Below are 18,031 nucleotides of genomic sequence, written 5' to 3' on the forward strand. Positions count from 1 at the left end.
CGCTACTTGTTGAGGAAAATCCCTGCGATATCGGCCTTTTTGATCGGGGTGTCCTGATTGACCTGCGCACCGCAGAGCAGATCCACCTGGATCATCGTGGCATCGACCGCCGTGCCCGCGGGCTCGTGATCATCTTTGGTCTGCTGCTTGATGAACTTGGTGATCGTGGTGCGCTTGGTGTCCTGATCCTGTTTGACGTAATCGCGGCAGGTGGTGTCGCCACCCTGGTTCAGCGCCCGCTCGATATCGGAGCAACCGGTCAGCAGTGCCGCGATCGCCGCGACCCCGAGTCCGGTCCGTAAGAGCGTGGCGTTCATAGAGATCCTCCTGGCGCTTCGGCGGGCGACCATGCCCACGACGACGCGTACAGCCTAGGCCAACCGACGGTTACGGTCGGAACGTGCGCAGCGGCACATTCATCTCCGCGGGCGTGAGCGAACCGTGGTGGCCGATCAGCATGGATTCCAGCGGTTCGGCACCAGTTCGTACGACACCGCGCAGACCACGGGCCGCGACCACGAGATCACCGATGCGCTCGGCGATATGTGGTGCCACGGTGGGGCCGAACCAGCCGCGATCGATCGCCTCGGCGCGGGCAATGACTTCGAAGTCGATGCCTAGAAATTCCTGCCAGGTCGCCGCCACATCCTCGGTGGCGCCGTCAACGGTGAAGACGTGGCGGGCGCGCGGTTCGCCGCCGAGTAGGCGTACGCCCTCGCGCAGTGCCTCGGTCTTGTCGTAGTCGATCCGGTCGGCGAGTTCCACCATGCCGTGATCGGCGGTCACGACGAGCGCGGCATCAGGTGGCAGATGTTCGGCGATGGTGGCGGCCAGCCGATCGACATGGGCGAGCTCCAAAAGCCAAGCGTCGGAGGATGGTCCGCGCACATGACCGGTCGTGTCGAGGTTGCCGTGGTAGGCGTAGACCAACGAGCGCGGGCCCGCGCGCAGTGCGGTGGCGACGCCGTCGACGAAATCGCCGACCGATACATGGGGACGGAATTCGCAGCCGCGCAGCACCGCCCTGGTCAGCCCGGAACCCGCCTGCAGGCGCGGCGCAACCTGGGTCACCGCGATACCGTCGGCCGCGGCGCGTTCGAAAACCGTGGCGGCGGGCTGGAATTGCTCCGGCACCAGCTCGTGCAGCAGGTCGATCTTCGGTCCCGCGCCGTGCAGCCGCCAGGTCAACGCATTCAGCAGGCGGTCGTAGCCGGGCACGTGTATCAGGTATCCGGTGAACCCGTGCTCGCCGGGCGGCACACCGACACCGAGGGAGCTCAGGCTGACCGTGGTCGTGCTCGGGAAGCCCGCCGTCAGCGTGCGCTGCGCCAGCGCCGAAAGGAACGGCGCCGCATCGGAATTCGCGGCGAGTGCGTCCGCGCCGAGACCGTCGATCAGCAGCACACAGATCCGGTCGGCGGCGAGTTCGAGGCCGAGCCGATCGACCTCGCCGGGCACACCGAGCCCGGCGAGGAGGGAAGGGAATAGATCTGCCAAGGAGCCCGTGCCGTAGTGGGGCGTGATGAACACGAGCTCAGGTTACTCAGGCTTGGCCGGTCTCGAATCGACTGATTTTGCCGTCGCGCACGATGAAGCGCCAGGCGGTGCGCATCGAACCCCACCGGGAATTCGTGTAGTCGGCAACCAATTCGGTGCCGTTGTCGCCGACCGATTCGACATTCATGCGTCCATTGCTGCCGAAGATCTCGGAATCGGTCCACTGGACCAGATTGCGCTCCACACCGTCATCGGACATGGTCGCGTCGTCGGTCAGGATGGCGTAGAAGCGGTCCTGATCGGCTCCATTCACTGCGGCGACGAATTCCTGGACCGTGGGATCGAGCTGCTGTGTCATCAGAACATCCCTCTCGAAGAGTGCGGTTGCATCGGAGGAGCAAACGTTCGGCTTCACTCTAGTGTCGGGTGCGCTCGCGCGGGTATCACCCGCCGGGGCCGACCAGTGCGGTGAAGGTGCGCATGATGTCCTCGACCAGCGTGGGCGCGGTGGTCCCGAGCTGGATGCTGCGCTTTTCGAGCTGACCGTCCAGCCACAGCGAGGCCATGCCGTGCGCCAGACTCCACCACATGACGGCCAGCGTGTCGGCTTTGTCGGCGGGCAGCAATCCGGCGGCGACGGCATCGGCAATGGTGTCGGCGAGAACATCGAAGGCCGCATCGCCCGCCGCCCGCGCGTCCGGATGCTTATCGGGTTGGGAGAGTTCCGGACGGAACATCAGCCGGAAGTAGCCGGGATTTTCCTGGGAGAACCGCACATAGGTTTCGGCCAGCGCGGTCAGTGCTCGCAGCGGGCCGTCGGCGGCGGCGCGCGCGTCGGCCAAATCGCGGCCGAGCTGTCGGAAACCCTGGACCGACAGTGCGGCGAGCAGGGCCGAACGATCAGCGAAATGGTGGTACGGCGCGCCGGTGCTCACGCCCGCCTCGCGGGCCACCCGCCGCAGGCTCACCGCGCCGAGGCCCTCGGTTTCGATCAGCCGCAGGCAGGCGGCGAGGAGCGTGTCGCGCAGCGCGCCGTGGTGGTAACTGGTCCGCGTCACCAATCGAGCGTATTCGACGCCTGCTGGACAGCCTAACTATGCAGTGCTTAGATTATCTGAGCGGCGCTCAGATGGGCGGGCCGCATTCCCTCCTTCGAAGCGGGTAAGCATATGAGCTCACGGGTACTCGTCACCGGCGCAACAGGATTCGTCGCAGGACACGTCATCGCCGAACTGCTCGAGCACGGATACGTCGTGCGTGGCACGGTTCGCGATCTCGGAAACACGGATAAACGCGCACAGCTGGTGGCACTGGCGGACAGGCTCGGCGGCGAGTTGGAATTCATCGCTGCGGACCTGAACGACGATGCGGGCTGGGCGTCGGCCGTTTCCGGCTGCGCGTTCGTGCTGCACGTGGCGTCACCGCTGCCAGCGACGCCGCCAGACGACGAACGAGAACTGATCGATACCGCGGTCAACGGGACAATGCGGGTCTTGCGGGCATGTGCCAACAGCGGCGTCCGCCGGGTGGTGCTCACCTCCTCGATCGCCGCGGTGATCTACGGCCACGAGACCGATACGATGCGCACCGAATCCGACTGGTCGGTGGTCGAACGCAGTGCGGCCTACCAGAAGAGCAAGACACTGGCCGAGCGGGCGGCATGGGATTTCGCGGCGGATTCGGAACTGGAACTGGTGGTGGTGAACCCCGGAATGGTGTTGGGCCCGTTGCAATCCGCGGCGACGAGCACCTCGCACGAACCGGTGCGCCGACTGCTCGCCCGGGATGCGCCGGGTTCACCTCGGGTGGGGTGGGCAGTGGTGGATGTGCGGGATCTGGCGGTGGCGCACCGGTTGGCACTGGAGGCTCCCGAAGCGGTCGGGAATCGGTATATCTGCGCGGGCGAACATGTCTGGATGGCGGATATGGGACGGATGTTGGCCGAGGAGTTCGGGCCGCGTGGATACCGGGTGCCGACTAGGGTGATCCCCGATCTGCTCGTGCGTGCGATCGCCTTGTTCGACAAGGGGATTCGATTGACCTTGCCGATGTTGGGCCGTACCGAACAGCTCAGCTCGGAGAAGGCGCGGCGGGAACTCGGCTGGTCGATGCGGCCGGTGCGGGAAACCGTGCTGGATACCGCGGAAAGCCTGATCGAGTACGGCGTGGTGCCACGCCCAGCGGGTGCGTCGGCGCGTCGGACAGCCGTGCATGCGTAGGGGCGGGCCGTGCTGATCGCGACACTCGTTATAGGCACGATCGGATTGGTGCGACGCTGGTTGGGCAGGCGGACCCCGGAGACGAAACCCAAGGTGCCGCAATGGCGAAATGCGCTTCGGCGAACCGTCAGGTCGGCCAAGCGGCCGGGCCCGGCATTGGCGGCAGTGGTGACCTTGGCCGGGATCGTCTGGGTGGGACTGGCGCTCGCCCCCTGCTGATCGGTTCGCCTGGTAGACAGGAAGGGTGACGGCTACGCGACGCAAGTTCCGGTTCGGTGTCACCCTGCTCGCTCCCGCTTCGCGGGCGGAGTGGATACGAAAATGTCGCAGGGCCGAGGAACTCGGCTACGACGTGGTCGGTGTTGCCGACCATCTGGGGTTGCCCGCGCCGTTTCCGGCAATGATTCTCGCGGCCGAGGCGACCGAGCGGGTTCGGCTGACCACCTTGGTACTGAACACCCCCTTCTACAACGCGACGCTCTTGGCGCGCGAGGCCGCGACGGTCGATCAACTCACCGATGGACGGGTGGAGTTGGGGTTCGGAGCCGGATATGTCCGGGAGGAATTCGAAACGGCCGGAATCACTTTCGAGAGCGCGGGCAAGCGAGTCGAGCAGTTGGCGACGACCGTCGCGACATTGCGGCGGGTGTTCGCCGATCCGGAGTATCAGCCGCGTCCCGCACAACCCTCAGGCCCGCCGCTGGTCATTGCCGGTTGGGGCGATCGGCTGCTGCGGGTCGCGGCCGAATATGCCGATATCGTCGCATTGCCGGGTGCCGCACCGGCGTACAACGGCGGTCCGCTGCAATTCGTCGGGCCCGACGGCACCGAGGCGCGCATGGCACACCTGCGGGAGTTGCTCGGGTCGCGGGCCGAGGATGTCGAGTTGAATATCCTGCTGCAACGGGTGGTTCCGCCGGATGAACGGTCGGCCGCCTTGGAACTGTATGGCCCGCATCTGCCCGCCGAGGTCGCCGACCGCCCCGAGGAGCTGCCCGCGTTGCTGATCGGCACGCCGAAGGAGATGGCGCGGCAATTGGAAGAGCGCCGTGAGCGCTTCGGATTCAGCTACATCTCGGTGCTCGAGAGCAGTATGGAGCCGATGGGCGCGGTCATCGAACTGCTGCGCTGAATGCGGGACCGCCGCGGCAGGTCAGTGCTCGACATTGTGTGCGGCAAGCCAGTCCGACGCCCGTTTGCGGGAGGCCCGGCTGAGCCAAGCGTCCTGGATGACCTCGGCCAACTCCTGCTTACTGAGTTCACCGATGCGGCTGCCGCGGACCAGCACCGACAGATGCCCGTCGAAATGCGGAGTAGTGAAAAACGGGGAATCCGGATCCTGTACCAGCGCAAGCTTGTCCGATTCCGAGGGCACCCATATCACGATCACATCGGTATAGCGCTCGCCGGTGTTCGGGTCGAATGCGTCGGGACGCGGATTGCGGAAAAACACGAAGGATTTCCCGCCGACCTGGTACACCGCATTGCCGTGTGGTCCATCCACCCGATGGACGAACGGCATGCCGCTGGCCAGTTCGTGCACGTCGGCCACCTTGGCTCGTCGCGAAATCCTTGCCATATCAGCAGCGTAGACCGCGTGCAGCAGCGTTGAATCTTCAATGTCGAACGGTCGGTTTGGCGTCGAACACTCGACTGAACCCATATGCGTACGCCATCATGAGATAGCGAATGTGAGCTCACACTAACGATGGGGTCAACGAGGTGGGACAATTCCGCACCCTCACCCAACAACGGGCCGCACTGGAAAAAGAATGGACCCGTTGGGCGACAGCTCCGAGTAGCACTCTCCGCATACCCGCGGGCTCGACCTCGCTACGCGATGAGGTCATCCAATCCTGGCAACGCTCGCTGACGACCGTCGATCCGCATTGCACCGAGGCGCCCGGGCTGGACGATGTCCGCGATCGCTGGACCGAATCCCCACTGCGCCAACCGATTACCGAACTCGCCGGTGAGCTGCGCAGCATCTCCGAGGACTCCGGCTATGTCGCGGTCGTCACCGATGCCGCGGGCACCATCCTCTGGTCCTGCGGTGATCGCGCGCTGCGTCGCCAGGCCGAGGCGGTGAACTTCGCACCCGGCGGCTGCTGGGACGAAAGCCATATGGGCACCAACGGATTATCGCTCGCGCTGCACAGCGACCGCCCGGCCACCGTTTTCTCCGCCGAACATCTGGTCGCCGCATTACACGGCTGGGTCTGCTATTCCGCACCGATCCACGCGCCCGACGGTCGCCAGATCGGTGTGCTGGATTTGTCCAGTTCCTGGGAGCGTTCGCATCCGATGGTGCTGACCTCGGTCCGTGCGCTGGTCACCGCGGTCGAGACGATGTTGCGTGCGGCCGCACCGGCACCGGCACCCGGTGTGCGGCTGGAATGTCTGGGCGGTGCACGGCTGGTCCGCGATGGCAGGCCGGTGCCGTTGCCGCCGCGGCACCTGGAAATCCTGGCGCTGCTCGCCCTGGAGCCCGACGGATTCACCCCTGAACAACTACAGGCCGCGGTATATGGCGACCGTCCGGTGTCATCCAGCACGCTCAAGGCCGATGTCTCACATCTGCGGCGCACCACCGGCGGCGAGATCAGCAACCGACGCTACATGCTCACCGGTCCGGTCTCCTGCGATGCGGTCGATCTGCTCGCCGCCGTGCAGGCTGGCGACACCACCTCTGCGGTCTGGCTCTACCGCGGACCGCTGCTGCCCGGTTCGGACACCCCCGGGGTGTTGCAGTGGCGCAACCATCTCGATGTCGGGGTGCGCACCGCGGTACTGGCCAGCGACCGCGCCGATCACGCCGTGGCCTTCGGCGAACGCTCCCCCGGCGATATCGAGGTGCACGAGCACGCGTTGCGCCTGCTGCCCGCCGACGATGTGCGCCGGGCCGTGGTCGTCGCCCGGTTGTACACCGCACTGCGCTCCTGAGTCTCCCCTGTAACAGCGGCACCAACCTCGCACCAACCTTCTCGGGACATAGTGGCCAGCAGGAGATTTCGCGAGGGAGCGCCCAGACATGATCTACGCCGAACCGGGGTCCGCCACCGGCATCGTCACCTACGCCAGTCGCTACGACAACTTCATCGGTGGTGACTGGGCGGCCCCGATCGAGGGCAGGTACTTCGAGAACCCCTCCCCGGTCGACGGCGAAACCTTCTGCTCGGTGGCGCGCTCCTCCGCGGCCGATATCGATATGGCCCTGGAAGCCGCGCACAGCGCCACCGAGAAATGGGCCGCCACCTCCCCCGCGCAGCGCGCGAATATCCTCAACAAGATCGCCGACCGGATCGAGCACAGCCTCGAACCCCTCGCCATCGCCGAAACCTGGGACAACGGCAAACCCATTCGCGAAACCCTCACTGCCGACCTGCCTTTGGCGGTCGACCACTTCCGCTACTTCGCCGGGGCCATCCGCGCTCAAGAGGGCAGCATCGCCGAAATCGACGTCGACACCATCGCCTACCACTTCCAGGAACCGCTCGGGGTGGTCGGACAGATCATCCCGTGGAACTTCCCGATCCTGATGGCCGCGTGGAAGCTGGCACCGGCCTTGGCGGCGGGCAACTGCGTGGTGCTCAAACCCGCCGAGCAGACCCCGGCATCGATCCTGCTGGTGATCGAGCTCATCGCGGATTTGCTGCCGCCCGGAGTTCTCAACGTGGTCAACGGTTTCGGCGTCGAGGCGGGTAAGCCGCTCGCGGCGAGTCCGCGCGTGGCCAAGGTCGCCTTCACCGGTGAGACCACCACCGGACGGCTGATCATGCAATACGCGAGTGAGAACATCATTCCGGTCAGCCTGGAGTTGGGCGGCAAGAGCCCCAATATCTTCCTGCCCGATGTCATGGCCGCCGATGACGAATTCCTGGACAAGGCCGTCGAAGGCTTCGTCATGTTCGCGCTCAATCAGGGCGAGGTGTGCACCTGTCCGTCGCGCGCGCTGATCCATTCATCGATCTACGACGAATTCCTGGCCCGCTGTATCGAGCGGACCAGAGCCATCAAGGGCGGTAATCCGCTCGACGACACCACCATGATCGGAGCCCAAGCCAGCAACGACCAATTCGAAAAGATCCTGTCCTATATCGATATCGGCAGGCGGGAAGGCGCCCGGGTGCTCACCGGAGGGGAAGCACGCAAGGTGGACGGACTGCCGGGTGGGTATTACATCCAGCCGACGATTTTCGAAGGGACCAATACGATGCGGATCTTCCAGGAGGAGATCTTCGGCCCGGTGGTGGCGGTAACCAGGTTCGACACCGTCGAAGAGGCGACCATGATCGCCAACGACACCCTCTACGGCCTCGGAGCCGGGGTGTGGACCAGGGATATCACCACGGCCTACCGGATGGGCCGAGCAATCAAGGCAGGGCGAGTATGGACCAACTGTTTCCACGCGTACCCCGCACACGCCGCCTTCGGCGGCTACAAGAAGTCCGGCATCGGCCGGGAAAACCACAAAATGATGCTCGCGCACTACCAGCAGACCAAGAATCTGCTGGTCAGTTATTCACCGACAAAACTCGGATTCTTCTGATGCATGGCAGAGTAGCCCGCGTCGCCATCACCGATCCCGCGCGAGAAGTGTTGCGGCGGTTGATAGAGCAGCACGGACCTGTGCTGTTCCACCAATCCGGCGGCTGCTGTGACGGCAGTTCACCGATGTGCTTCGGAGTACGCGAATTCCGGGTCGGCGGCGCGGATGTACTACTGGGTCGGCTGCCCTGGCATACCGAATTCTGGATCAGCGGCGACCAATTCGAACTGTGGAAACACACCCACCTCACCGTGGACGTGGTGACCGGGCGCGGCAGCGGATTCTCGCTGGAGGCGCCCGAGGGCGTGCGGTTCATCATCAGATCGCGACTGCTGACCGATGAGGAGACGGCGGCGTTGGCGGCGGGACCGCCACTGCGCACGGGAGCCGATCGGATGAGTTGACTGCCGAAAAGGCAGTCGCTGGTACCTGATTGAGGCCCGCGGGTGCGTCCGCGGGCAACGATCCGGTGATCGGCCAGGGAGTCCGCAGCCCTCGGCCGACACCGGGAGGCCCCGCCGTCCCGCTGCAGACCGGGACGGCGGGGTCCGGCGTCTACCGGCCGGGCAGGAAACGGAAGCTGCGGGCGAGCGTCATCAGCAAGCGCTGCCACTTGTCCTGCGAAATCACCGGCGGCGCATCGAGATTCATGAATCGCGTGACGACAACGGTCTGCGGTTCGGTGAACTTCAGCAGACCGTCCGGACCGTGCCTGCGCCCGACACCGGAGATGCCCATGCCGCCCATCGGCGCGGCGGTGCTGCCCCAGGCCGGGGCATAACCCTCGTCGACGCAGACGGTGCCCGCGTGCAGCCGCTCGGCGATCCGCTCCCCCTCGGCCTTGCTCTGCCCCCAGACACTGGCGTTCAGGCCGTATTCGGTGTCGTTGGCCAGTTCGATCGCCTCCTCGACGGTCTCGACCGGGTAGATCGAGACCAGCGGGCCGAAGGTTTCGTTGCGGCCGCATTCCATCTCGTCGGTGACGTCGGCGAGCACGGTGGGTTCGAAGAACAGCGGTCCCAGATCGGGGCGCGCCTTGCCGCCCGCGAGCACCCGAGCGCCCTTGGAGGTCGCATCGGCGACATGCTTGGACACCGTCTCCAATTGCGCCTCGGAGATCAGACTGCCGATTTCGGCCGAATAGTCATAGGCTGCACCGAGTTTCGCGGCCTGTACGGCGGCGACGAACTTCTCGGTGAACTCCGCGGCGACCGCCTTCTCCACATACAGCCGTTCGATCGAAATACACAGTTGCCCCGCGTTGGAGAAACACGCGCGCACTGCCGCCTTGGCGGCCCTGTCCAATTTCGCGCCGCGGGTGACGATCATCGGGTTCTTGCCGCCGAGTTCGGCGGAGAAGCCGATGAGCCTGCGCCCGCACTGTTCGGCCAGGGTGCGACCGGTCGCGGAGGAGCCGGTGAACATCAGGTAGTCGCAGTTGTCCACGATGGCGGTACCGACGACGGTGCCCGGTCCGGGGATGACGGCGAGCAGGTCGCGAGGCAGTCCGGCCTGGTAGAGCAGTTCGGCGCTGGCCAGTGCCGAGAACGGGGTCTGGCTATCGGGTTTGACGACTACCGCATTGCCGGCGAGCAGCGCGGGAATCGAATCGCCGATGGACAGCAGCATCGGATAGTTCCACGGCGCGACCACACCGACGACGCCCTTGGGCTGGTGACGCACGGTCGCCCGGTTGAGCACCGGGAAGGCGCCGGGCACGCGATGCGCGTCGAGCAGATCGGGCGCGACCCTGGCGAAATAGCGGGCCGCGAACATCAGGCCCATGATCTCTTCCTGCGCGGCCCAGCGTGCCTTGCCGGTTTCGGCCTGAATCACATCCATCAGGAATTCGCGCTGTTCGACGACCAATTCGCGGTATCGCTCGAGTACCGCGGCACGATCCTTGGCCGAACGCGCGGCCCAGCGCGCCTGCGCCGCCCTGGCCTTGTCGAATGCGGCCGCCACGTCATCGGCGGTGCCGACGGGCACGCTGCCGAGCGCGTTGCCGGTGAAAGTTTCGGCGATCGTTTTGCGCGCACGGGTGTCCGGATCAGTGATCGCGGCGAGCGCACTCAGGCGGTCGAAGACTTCGGCATTCGGCGCGGGCATCGGTGCCTCCTACTTGTGAGTAACCCCGGGATACACACAACATACGCCGCGTGCGTTCTCCGCAGGAGTCTCTTGCCTCAGTTGGCGGATGACGATCCCTGTCCGGTACTCGTCCGAAACCGCGAGTCCTGCAAGAACACCCTGCTGACACAGGTCCAGCACCTCGAGCCCGAGGACAACCGGACTGTCAACTCGAGTCCCGCTCAGCGGGACGTGAGCAACGAAATGGTCACAACTGGTTTAGGTTATGGCGATGTTCAGAGCGAGGCTCGGGGTCCGAACGCGGATTCTGGCGATCGCGCTCGTGCCGAGTCTGACTCTGCTCGTGGTCGGCGTGGGTGCGGCGGGATATCTGGTTGCCGAGGGAAATAAGGCCAAGGACTGGGCCGCACAGAATCAGCAGGCCATACCCGCCACCCGCGAATTGCTCGAGGCGGTCCAGAGCGAACGTCAGCTCACGCTGGCGGCGCTGACCGGCGACGAGAACGCCGCCCCCGCGCTCGGTGTCGCCCGGATGCGACTCGACGGCGCGCTGAAGGGCCTGATCGACGCCGCCGCCGGACTGCGGGCAGTGGACGACTCGAAGATCGGCGACAACGCCGCGAACTTCATGACACTGTCCACGTCGATGAACCAGGTCCGTACGCTTACCGATGCCGGTACGCTGCCCGCCCCGGACGCATACAACTTCTACAACCGACTACTCGACATCATCACCTTCGGCACCGAACTCGCCGAGCAGTCCGCACCGGATGCCGAGATCGGCGTGCATATCGCCGACGGTATGCGAATCTTCCTGGTGGCCGAGGCGATGTCGCGCAGCACCGCGCTCGCCGGGATGATCGTCAATGCGAACGGGCCGACCCCCATTCCGATGGAGGAGTACCTGCGCCAGATCGGCTTCTATCACGCCGAGGCCGCCAATCTAACGGGCGAACTGGACCCCAAGCAGCAGGAGAGCCTGCACACGCTGATGGCGGGCCAGGCCTGGCAGCAGCTGACCGCCATGGAAAACGCGCTGGCCCAACGCAATACCACGGCGACGAGCAGCACCTCCAGCTCGTCGAGTTCATCGGGTTCGTCGAGCAGCACCACCAAACAGCCGACCCAGCCACCTCTGCCATTGAGCACCCAGGAGTGGCACAGCGCGGCCAGCGAGGTGAACCGCGGGCTGATCGACGTGTGGATCGCTCAGAACAAGTACTCGCAGAAGTTGGCCGAGGACAAGGCCGCCGACGCTACCGCGCGTTCGGCGTGGGCCGGTGGCGGTGTCGTCGTGGTCAGCCTGCTGGCCTTCGTGATCGCGATCGTGCTGGCCAATCGAGTTATCAACCGGCTCAAGCGGCTTCGCGGTGAAACCCTCGCGCTGGCCGATGAACGGCTGCCCGAGCTGATGCGCCGCCTCGGCGAGGGGGAGCTCATCGATCCAGAGGCCGAATCCGCGGAACTGGATTACGGTCACGACGAGATCGGTCAGGTGGCCAAGGCCTTCCAGCACGCGCATGCCGCGGCCGTGGCGGGTGCGGTGACCGAGGCGCGCACCCGGGAAGGTGTGAAGGCGGTCTTCCTGAATATCGCGCATCGCAGCCAGATCGTGGTGCACCGGCAGCTGGAAATTCTCGACAAAGCCGAAGAGCGCCAAGAGGATCCGGTCCTGCTCGACACTCTGTTCCGGCTCGATCACCTCGCCACCCGCGAGCGTCGCAATGCCGAGAACCTGATCATTCTCGGCGGCGGTCAGCCGGGGCGGCAGTGGCGCAATCCGGTGCCGCTGATCGATCTGGTGCGCAGCGCGGTCGGCGAAACCCTGGACTACGCCAGGGTCCGCGTGTCACGGCTGCCCGAAATCCATGTGCTCGGCGCGGTGGTGGCCGACCTCATCCATCTGCTCGCCGAACTGGTGGACAATGCGACCTCGTTCTCGCCGCCGCAGTCGCGGGTGGAGGTGAGCGGCAATGTGGTCGGCAAGGGCGTGGTCACCGAGATCAGCGATCAGGGCATGGGCATGACCGAGTCAGAGATCGACCGGGTCAACGAGATGCTACGCAAGCCACCGGATTTCGGTGTCGCGGCATTGTCTTCCGATTCCCGGCTCGGCCTGTTCGTCGTCGCGCAGCTGGCCGCCAGACACGGCATCTCGGTCCGGCTGTCGGAATCCGATTACGGCGGCATCCGCGCCATCGTGCTCATCCCCACGGCCCTGCTCGCCAACGAACAAGCCGCTCTGACAACCGATTCCGAGCCGATGGAATCGGCACGCAGGCGACGGCATCCGGTCCCCTTTGTCGACTCCTCCCCCTACGGCGGCGCCACAACCGAGTCCGCGGTACTCACCGCCCCGCCGCTGGCACCGCCCGCCGTCGAAGCACCGCGCCCCGCGTTCGAGGCGCCGGAGCCCACCGCGCCCGACACCAGGCCCGCACTGCCGCGACGCAACCGGCAGGCCAGCATCGCGCCGCAATTGGCGCAGTCGACCCCGGCCGAGCCCGAAGTCGAGCAGCCGCCGGAGCGGGAACGCTCGGCGGAGCAGGCCCGAGATCTGATGTCCGCCATCGAGAACGGAACCAGGCAGGGCCGCCGCGCGGTCCCCGATGCCGGGCTGCCCGAGGTGGCTGCCGCCGAGCAAGTCGACACATATCAGGGACCGAGCGGTAAACACTCGGATGAACAGGAAGGCAACGGTGACTTCTTCCAGCCCCGGTGATCTCAACTGGCTGCTCGACGATCTCGTCGATCGACTGGCAGGCGTGCGCTATGCGGTGGTGCTGTCCACCGACGGCCTGCTGCTCGGCCGCTCCACCGCGATGACCCGCGAGGACGCCGAACATTTCGCCGCCATGTCCTCCACCCTCTACGGTCTTGCCCGCAGTGCGGGCAGCCGCTTCGACGGCGGCGGGGTCCGCCAAGCCGTGATCGAACTCGATCGAGCGGTACTGTTCGTGACCTCCGCGGGCGACAACGCCTGCTTGGCACTGCAGGCGGCCGAATCGGCCAATCTCGGAATGGTGGCATACGAAATGAATGTCACCGTCCAACGTGTCGGCACCTATCTATCCACCCCAGCGCGTTTGCCATGACACACGGCGGTGGGCAATGGTTCGACGAGGAGGCCGGTCCGCTGGTCCGGCCCTATGCGGTCACCCGCGGGCGGGTGATGGGAGCAGGCCATGACCTGGACATGCTCACCGTGGTCGTCACGGCCGATCCGCCGCGCACGCTGCGGCGGACCGATCCGGAATACGCGGATATCGTGCGACTGTGCCGAGCACCGCAGTCGGTCGCCGAGGTGGCGGCCTATCTGAAACTTCCCTTGGCGGTGACCAAGATTCTCGTCGGCGATCTGATCGGCGAGGGCCACTTGATCTTCCGGGCGCCGGTGCAGCCGGAGGCGGGTCCCGGCGATCTCAACATATTGCGAGCGGTACTGGATGGCATCCGAAAGCTTTGACCCGACCCGACCCGGTGCGACACCGCAGCTGGCGGCCTCTGTCAAGATTCTCATCGCCGGTGGTTTCGGCGTCGGCAAGACGACCATGGTGTCATCGATCAGCGAGGTCGCGCCGCTGCGCACCGAGGAGTTGATCACCGAGGTCAGCACCGGAGTCGACGACCTGTCCGGCGTCGAACAGAAGACCACGACCACGGTCGCGCTCGACTTCGGGCGCATCACCATCGACCGAGACCTGGTGCTGTACCTGTTCGGCACACCCGGCCAGGACCGGTTCTGGTTTCTCTGGGATGAACTGTCCCGCGGCGCGCTGGGCGCGGTTGTCATCGCCGATACCCGTCGGCTCGGCAATTCCTTTGCGGCCGTGGACTTCTTCGAACGCCGGGGGCTGGCATTCCTGGTCGCGGTCAACTGCTTCGAGGGTGCGCCGGTCTACACGGTCGACGAGGTCCGCGACGCACTCGATCTCGACGATCACATCCCGGTCATGCTGTGCGATGCCCGCGACCGCGCTTCATCCAAGGAAGTGCTGCTGAACCTGGTGCAGCACCTCATCGAACGGGCCGGGCGGTCTCCGGTCGCCACCTGATCGCGGCTACCGATATTCGAGCCGGGTGCTGATGACCGGGGCGCCGGGCCCGCTGGCCCGCCGCCTCGGTTCCGGGTTCCTGTGATCACTGGGCCGGGTGCCGCGCAGCCGCTTGAACGCCACGCTCAGCGCGAAGGCGTTGGCGTAGCCCACCTTCCTAGCGATCGTGCCTACCGTATGGTCGGTCTCCCGCAGCAGGTCCGCGGCCAAGGTGATCCGCCAGCTCGCGAGATAGGCCATCGGTGGTTCGCCGACCAGCGCGGTGAATCGCCGGGCGAGGGCCGCCCGCGATACTCCCACCTCGATCGCCAGGTCCGCCACAGTCCACGAGTGGGAGGGTGTGGCGTGCAGCAGCCGCAGCGCGGCACCCACTATCGGGTCGTCCAGTGCGCGGCACCAGGCCGGGGCATTGGCGTCCGGGTTTTCGAACCAGCTGCGCAGCGCGGAGACCAGCATAAGGTCCAACAGCCGATCCAGCACCAGCTGCTGTCCCGGACGTTGTCTGACGACCTCCTCGGCTAACATCTCCACCGCCGGAGCGGGGCTGTCTGCGGCAGGCACCACCAGCACGGCGGGAAGGGCCTGCAGAATCCGGTCGCTGAGCTCGCCCCGGCGCTCGAAAGCCCCGCTGAGTAGCACGGCGGCGCCCTCGTCCGGCGTTCCGCAGGTCCGAGCGAGCGCGGCGGCGTGCTCGACGCCCTCGGCCGACGAGCAGTAGTCGGCGCTGGTCACCACCAGCGAAGGTGTGGTCGCGGGGTCGTCGGCAACCGCGTAGGGCACGTCGCCGCAGATGACGGCGATGTCGCCGGTCTCGATGAGCACCGGTTCGTGCCGGTCGGGAACGATCCAGGCATGGCCGTTCAGCATCGTGGCCAGCGTCAGCGGGGCACCGCTGGCTATCCGCATAGCCCACGGGGGTCGCATGATCGCCTGTCGGAAGACGGCGCCGCGCGCCCGCACATCCGCCAACAGCTCCGCCACGGCATCCATGCCCTTAGCGTAGACGTCTAGACATCAAGTGGAGCTTATCAGCCATGGATCGTCTGACCGCCAGCCGGTTGACTGGGGTCATGTCTGAACTTCCAATTCTTGTCACCGGGGCCACCGGTAAGTCCGGCAGCCGCGTCGTCAGCCAACTGCGGGCCAAGGGGCTTCCGGTCCGCGCGGCGGCCCGGGGCGGTGAGCACGTTTTCGACTGGACCGACACCAGCACATGGGATGCTGCCCTCGAGGGCGCGCGGTCGGTCTACATCGTGCAGCTGGACGGCACGATGCTTGTCCGCCCGTTCATCGAGCGGGCGATTCACCATGGGGTGCAGCGGGTCGTGCTGGCCTCGGGGCGCGGGATCGACAATCCGGACTACACCGAGGACAGCAGCGGTATTCTCGACGGCCTCCTCGATGCCGAGAACGCTGTGCGGGAGAGCGATCTGGAGTGGACGATCAGCAGGCCGGGCTGGTTCGCGCAGAACTTCAGCGAGGGCTTTTTCGCCGATGCCATCCGCGCGGGTGAGCTGCGGCTGCCGGGTGGCGATGGGGCTGCCAGTTTCGTCGATGCCGAGGACATAGCCGCGGTGGTGGTCGCCGCGCTGACCGAGGATCAGCACTCGGGCCAGATCTATGAATTGTCCGGGCCGCGGGCGGTGACGCTGGCCGAGGCGGTCGCCACGATCTCCGAGGTCGCCGGTCGCGAAATCCGCTACGTGCCGCTTTCCGTCGAGGACTACGTCGCCGAACTCGTCGAGCAGGGATTGCCGACTGCGGATGCCGAAGCCTTCGCTGACATGGTTGCGCCGATCAGGGAGGGTACGGACGAGTACCTTTCCGACGGGATGCAGCGTGCCCTTGGTCGCCCGGCGCGGACCTTCGCCGAATTCGCCAAGTCCACCGCTGCCGCTGGCGGTTGGTCGGTCTGACCGCCTAGGGGCTACCAACAGAATGATCTGCCAGGGTGGCGCGAGGACTCTCGCATCACCCCGGTTTACGGGGTTGGAAAGTTTGCTGAAAGTGGCTGTGGCTCCAGTAGCCCTGTAGGACGGGGAGGCCGCGGGCGGCGGCTCTGGCCAGTGCGGCGGCAAAGGCGTTGTCCGGCACCGGAATCGCGGGTTCGGGTCGGGGTGGTCGAGCGCGGTTGCGTCGCATCAGGCTTGATGCCACCAGGCGATGAACAGCACCACCCCACCGGCGGCCAACAGCAGCGAGACCGGAATGGGCCACCACGGGCCGTGCCGACCGAGCAACCGGCGGGTCAGGCGCACCTGCACCGCGCCGAGTCCGGCCAGCGCCAGACCCCATACGGGCAGTAGCCCGACCCCGAGCAGGGCGTGCACCGTCCAGGCCCCGGCCAGCGTCGGACCGCCCCACGAATGTTCGAGATCATCGGCCGCGATGAGCGGATAAAAGATTCCGCGCACCGCAGCGATGGTTGCCAGAAAGACCAGAAACCAGGTCAGCAAGCCGACCGCACCGGCCAGCACCGAATGCACGACCGCACGCACCGCCAAGGCATCCCGCGGCGCGATGAAAATACCGAGTAACCGGCGCGGGACCCGAAACCGGCTCGCTATCGGGCCGATACCGATGACCGGCGCAACCAACGCGTATGCGGCCCAACGCAACAGTGAGCGAACCGTGGTCATGGCATCGACGGTATCCCGCGCGGCGCGTCCGCGGGCACCTCAGGCCAATCGGCCCGCATCGACGAGGTCGTCGAACAGCAGCTGATCGACCGGCGGCACCAGCGCGCGGTCGGCGTAGCAGAACCACGCGACCTCTTCGATCTCGCTGCTCGCCGCGAGGGTGCCACGATAGTCGGCGGTGTAGCAGCTCATCCGTACCACCACATCGCTGGCCGGTCCGTGCAGTGCGGCCTCGTACGTGCCGACGTGGGCGACGGTTTCCGGAAGCAGCGCGACGGTCAACTCCTCTTCGATCTCGCGCAGCAGCGTCTGCAGATCGGATTCCGCGCCCTCGCGTTTGCCGCCGGGAATGTAGAAGATCTCCTTGCCCTTGGGACGCGCGCACAGAATGCGCCCGCCCTCGATGCGCACCCACGCGACCGTGTCGATCAGCTTCCGCACTCGCCCGTCCGCCACCGCCGCAGCCTAATCGACGTATCGATCAATGGGCATGCTGGAGGTCGGCGGGCAGGATCGAGCGCCCGCCCGCCGCGCCCGGACCGTCGACGAGGCGCAGGTCGCGTCCTTGTACGCGTTCACCGCACTCGGCGCAGACCGGTTCGATCACCGTGGTCTTGCCGCAGGATTCGTGCACGGCCTGCACCGGCGGGCCATCGGGGGCGGCCCACTGGTCACCCCATTGCCGCATGGCATTGACGACGGGCCAGAGCGAGCGGCCCTTGGGGGTGAGCCGATAGTCGTAGCGAACCGGATTTTCCTGGTAGGGCACCTTGACCATGATGTCGTGCGCGACAAGGTGTTCCAGGCGTTGGGTGAGCACATTGCGGGCGATGCCGAGGCGTGCGCGGAAGTCGTCGAAGCGGGTCACGCCGAACAGCGCGTCGCGCACGATCAGCAGGGTCCACCATTCGCCGACGACCTCCAGGCACTGGGCGACCGAGCAATTCATCTGGTCGAAGCTGGTCCTGCGCATGGGCCTCA

General features: G+C 66.1%; 21 protein-coding genes. 11 read left to right on the forward strand and 10 right to left on the reverse strand.

What is annotated here, in order from left to right:
* Window positions 1-2 precede the first annotated feature (2 nt).
* The 4 genes from NA5_RS04145 to NA5_RS04160 form a co-directional block, all read right to left on the reverse strand.
* Window positions 3-317: a hypothetical protein gene (locus NA5_RS04145; RefSeq protein ID WP_062982046.1), complete on the reverse strand. Its 315-nt coding sequence runs from the start codon at window positions 315-317 to the stop codon at window positions 3-5.
* A gap of 70 nt (window positions 318-387) precedes the next feature.
* Window positions 388-1,530: an alkaline phosphatase family protein gene (locus tag NA5_RS04150; RefSeq protein WP_062982048.1), complete on the reverse strand. Its 1,143-nt coding sequence runs from the start codon at window positions 1,528-1,530 to the stop codon at window positions 388-390.
* A gap of 13 nt (window positions 1,531-1,543) precedes the next feature.
* Complete coding sequence (locus NA5_RS04155) at window positions 1,544-1,855, reverse strand: nuclear transport factor 2-like protein (RefSeq protein ID WP_062982050.1); 312 nt, start codon at window positions 1,853-1,855, stop codon at window positions 1,544-1,546.
* Between the two features lie 85 nt (window positions 1,856-1,940).
* Entirely contained in the window at window positions 1,941-2,555 is a 615-nt protein-coding gene (locus NA5_RS04160; protein WP_062982051.1) for a TetR/AcrR family transcriptional regulator, read from the reverse strand.
* Window positions 2,556-2,666: 111 nt separating this feature from the next.
* On the opposite strand from NA5_RS04160, the gene NA5_RS04165 reads away from it, so the two are divergent.
* From NA5_RS04165 to NA5_RS04175, 3 genes are read left to right on the forward strand one after another with little or no spacing between them, the layout of a single operon-like run.
* Entirely contained in the window at window positions 2,667-3,716 is a 1,050-nt protein-coding gene (locus NA5_RS04165; RefSeq protein ID WP_062982053.1) for an SDR family oxidoreductase, read from the forward strand.
* 9 nt (window positions 3,717-3,725) lie between these two features.
* The gene (locus NA5_RS04170; RefSeq protein WP_062982055.1) at window positions 3,726-3,935 is read left to right on the forward strand and encodes a hypothetical protein; all 210 of its coding nucleotides are present in this window, start codon (window positions 3,726-3,728) and stop codon (window positions 3,933-3,935) included.
* Window positions 3,936-3,960: 25 nt separating this feature from the next.
* Window positions 3,961-4,848 (forward strand): TIGR03621 family F420-dependent LLM class oxidoreductase, encoded by an 888-nt coding sequence (locus NA5_RS04175; protein WP_062982057.1) that lies wholly within the window; start codon window positions 3,961-3,963, stop codon window positions 4,846-4,848.
* Window positions 4,849-4,869: 21 nt separating this feature from the next.
* Here the strand turns inward: NA5_RS04175 and NA5_RS04180 are convergent, their stop codons facing one another.
* Window positions 4,870-5,295 (reverse strand): MmcQ/YjbR family DNA-binding protein, encoded by a 426-nt coding sequence (locus tag NA5_RS04180; RefSeq protein WP_062982396.1) that lies wholly within the window; start codon window positions 5,293-5,295, stop codon window positions 4,870-4,872.
* Between the two features lie 143 nt (window positions 5,296-5,438).
* Here NA5_RS04180 and NA5_RS04185 point away from each other — a divergent pair, with 143 nt between their 5' ends.
* The 3 genes from NA5_RS04185 (at window position 5,439) to NA5_RS04195 (ending at window position 8,669) form a co-directional block, all read left to right on the forward strand.
* Window positions 5,439-6,659: a sigma-54-dependent transcriptional regulator family protein gene (locus NA5_RS04185; RefSeq protein ID WP_062982058.1), complete on the forward strand. Its 1,221-nt coding sequence runs from the start codon at window positions 5,439-5,441 to the stop codon at window positions 6,657-6,659.
* A gap of 88 nt (window positions 6,660-6,747) precedes the next feature.
* Complete coding sequence (exaC, locus tag NA5_RS04190; protein WP_062982060.1) at window positions 6,748-8,265, forward strand: acetaldehyde dehydrogenase ExaC; 1,518 nt, start codon at window positions 6,748-6,750, stop codon at window positions 8,263-8,265.
* Window positions 8,265-8,669: a DUF779 domain-containing protein gene (locus NA5_RS04195; protein WP_062982061.1), complete on the forward strand. Its 405-nt coding sequence runs from the start codon at window positions 8,265-8,267 to the stop codon at window positions 8,667-8,669. Before exaC ends, NA5_RS04195 begins: the two co-directional genes overlap by 1 nt.
* A 151-nt stretch (window positions 8,670-8,820) precedes the next feature.
* Here the strand turns inward: NA5_RS04195 and NA5_RS04200 are convergent, their stop codons facing one another.
* Window positions 8,821-10,374 (reverse strand): succinic semialdehyde dehydrogenase, encoded by a 1,554-nt coding sequence (locus tag NA5_RS04200; protein WP_062982062.1) that lies wholly within the window; start codon window positions 10,372-10,374, stop codon window positions 8,821-8,823.
* Between the two features lie 253 nt (window positions 10,375-10,627).
* Between NA5_RS04200 and NA5_RS04205 the strand changes: the two genes are divergently transcribed.
* Genes NA5_RS04205 through NA5_RS04220 form a run of 4 tightly spaced genes read left to right on the forward strand, consistent with a single transcriptional unit; the run spans window position 10,628 to window position 14,411 of the window.
* On the forward strand, window positions 10,628-13,078 hold the full coding sequence (locus NA5_RS04205; protein WP_062982398.1) for a sensor histidine kinase: 2,451 nt from the start codon (window positions 10,628-10,630) through the stop codon (window positions 13,076-13,078).
* Window positions 13,056-13,451 (forward strand): roadblock/LC7 domain-containing protein, encoded by a 396-nt coding sequence (locus tag NA5_RS04210; RefSeq protein ID WP_062982063.1) that lies wholly within the window; start codon window positions 13,056-13,058, stop codon window positions 13,449-13,451. Before NA5_RS04205 ends, NA5_RS04210 begins: the two co-directional genes overlap by 23 nt.
* Entirely contained in the window at window positions 13,448-13,822 is a 375-nt protein-coding gene (locus NA5_RS04215; protein WP_062982064.1) for a DUF742 domain-containing protein, read from the forward strand. The genes NA5_RS04210 and NA5_RS04215 overlap by 4 nt, the downstream gene beginning before the upstream one ends.
* The gene (locus tag NA5_RS04220) at window positions 13,803-14,411 is read left to right on the forward strand and encodes a GTP-binding protein (protein ID WP_062982065.1); all 609 of its coding nucleotides are present in this window, start codon (window positions 13,803-13,805) and stop codon (window positions 14,409-14,411) included. Before NA5_RS04215 ends, NA5_RS04220 begins: the two co-directional genes overlap by 20 nt.
* Before the next feature lie 6 nt (window positions 14,412-14,417).
* On the opposite strand, the gene NA5_RS04225 is transcribed toward NA5_RS04220, so the two are convergent.
* Window positions 14,418-15,401, reverse strand: coding sequence for an AraC family transcriptional regulator (locus tag NA5_RS04225; RefSeq protein ID WP_062982066.1), 984 nt, complete (start codon window positions 15,399-15,401; stop codon window positions 14,418-14,420).
* Window positions 15,402-15,481: 80 nt separating this feature from the next.
* Here NA5_RS04225 and NA5_RS04230 point away from each other — a divergent pair, with 80 nt between their 5' ends.
* Entirely contained in the window at window positions 15,482-16,327 is an 846-nt protein-coding gene (locus NA5_RS04230; RefSeq protein WP_062982400.1) for an NAD(P)H-binding protein, read from the forward strand.
* Window positions 16,328-16,552: 225 nt separating this feature from the next.
* Here NA5_RS04230 and NA5_RS04235 read toward each other — a convergent pair whose 3' ends face one another.
* Genes NA5_RS04235 through NA5_RS04245 form a run of 3 tightly spaced genes read right to left on the reverse strand, consistent with a single transcriptional unit; the run spans window position 16,553 to window position 18,023 of the window.
* Window positions 16,553-17,050 (reverse strand): hypothetical protein, encoded by a 498-nt coding sequence (locus tag NA5_RS04235; protein WP_062982067.1) that lies wholly within the window; start codon window positions 17,048-17,050, stop codon window positions 16,553-16,555.
* A 39-nt stretch (window positions 17,051-17,089) separates the two neighbouring features.
* The gene (locus tag NA5_RS04240) at window positions 17,090-17,506 is read right to left on the reverse strand and encodes an NUDIX hydrolase (RefSeq protein ID WP_084483861.1); all 417 of its coding nucleotides are present in this window, start codon (window positions 17,504-17,506) and stop codon (window positions 17,090-17,092) included.
* A 25-nt stretch (window positions 17,507-17,531) separates the two neighbouring features.
* The gene (locus tag NA5_RS04245) at window positions 17,532-18,023 is read right to left on the reverse strand and encodes a winged helix-turn-helix transcriptional regulator (RefSeq protein WP_062982068.1); all 492 of its coding nucleotides are present in this window, start codon (window positions 18,021-18,023) and stop codon (window positions 17,532-17,534) included.
* Between the last annotated feature and the right edge of the window lie 8 nt (window positions 18,024-18,031).

Source organism: Nocardia anaemiae NBRC 100462, from assembly GCF_001612725.1.
Taxonomy (GTDB): Bacteria; Actinomycetota; Actinomycetes; order Mycobacteriales; family Mycobacteriaceae; genus Nocardia; species Nocardia anaemiae.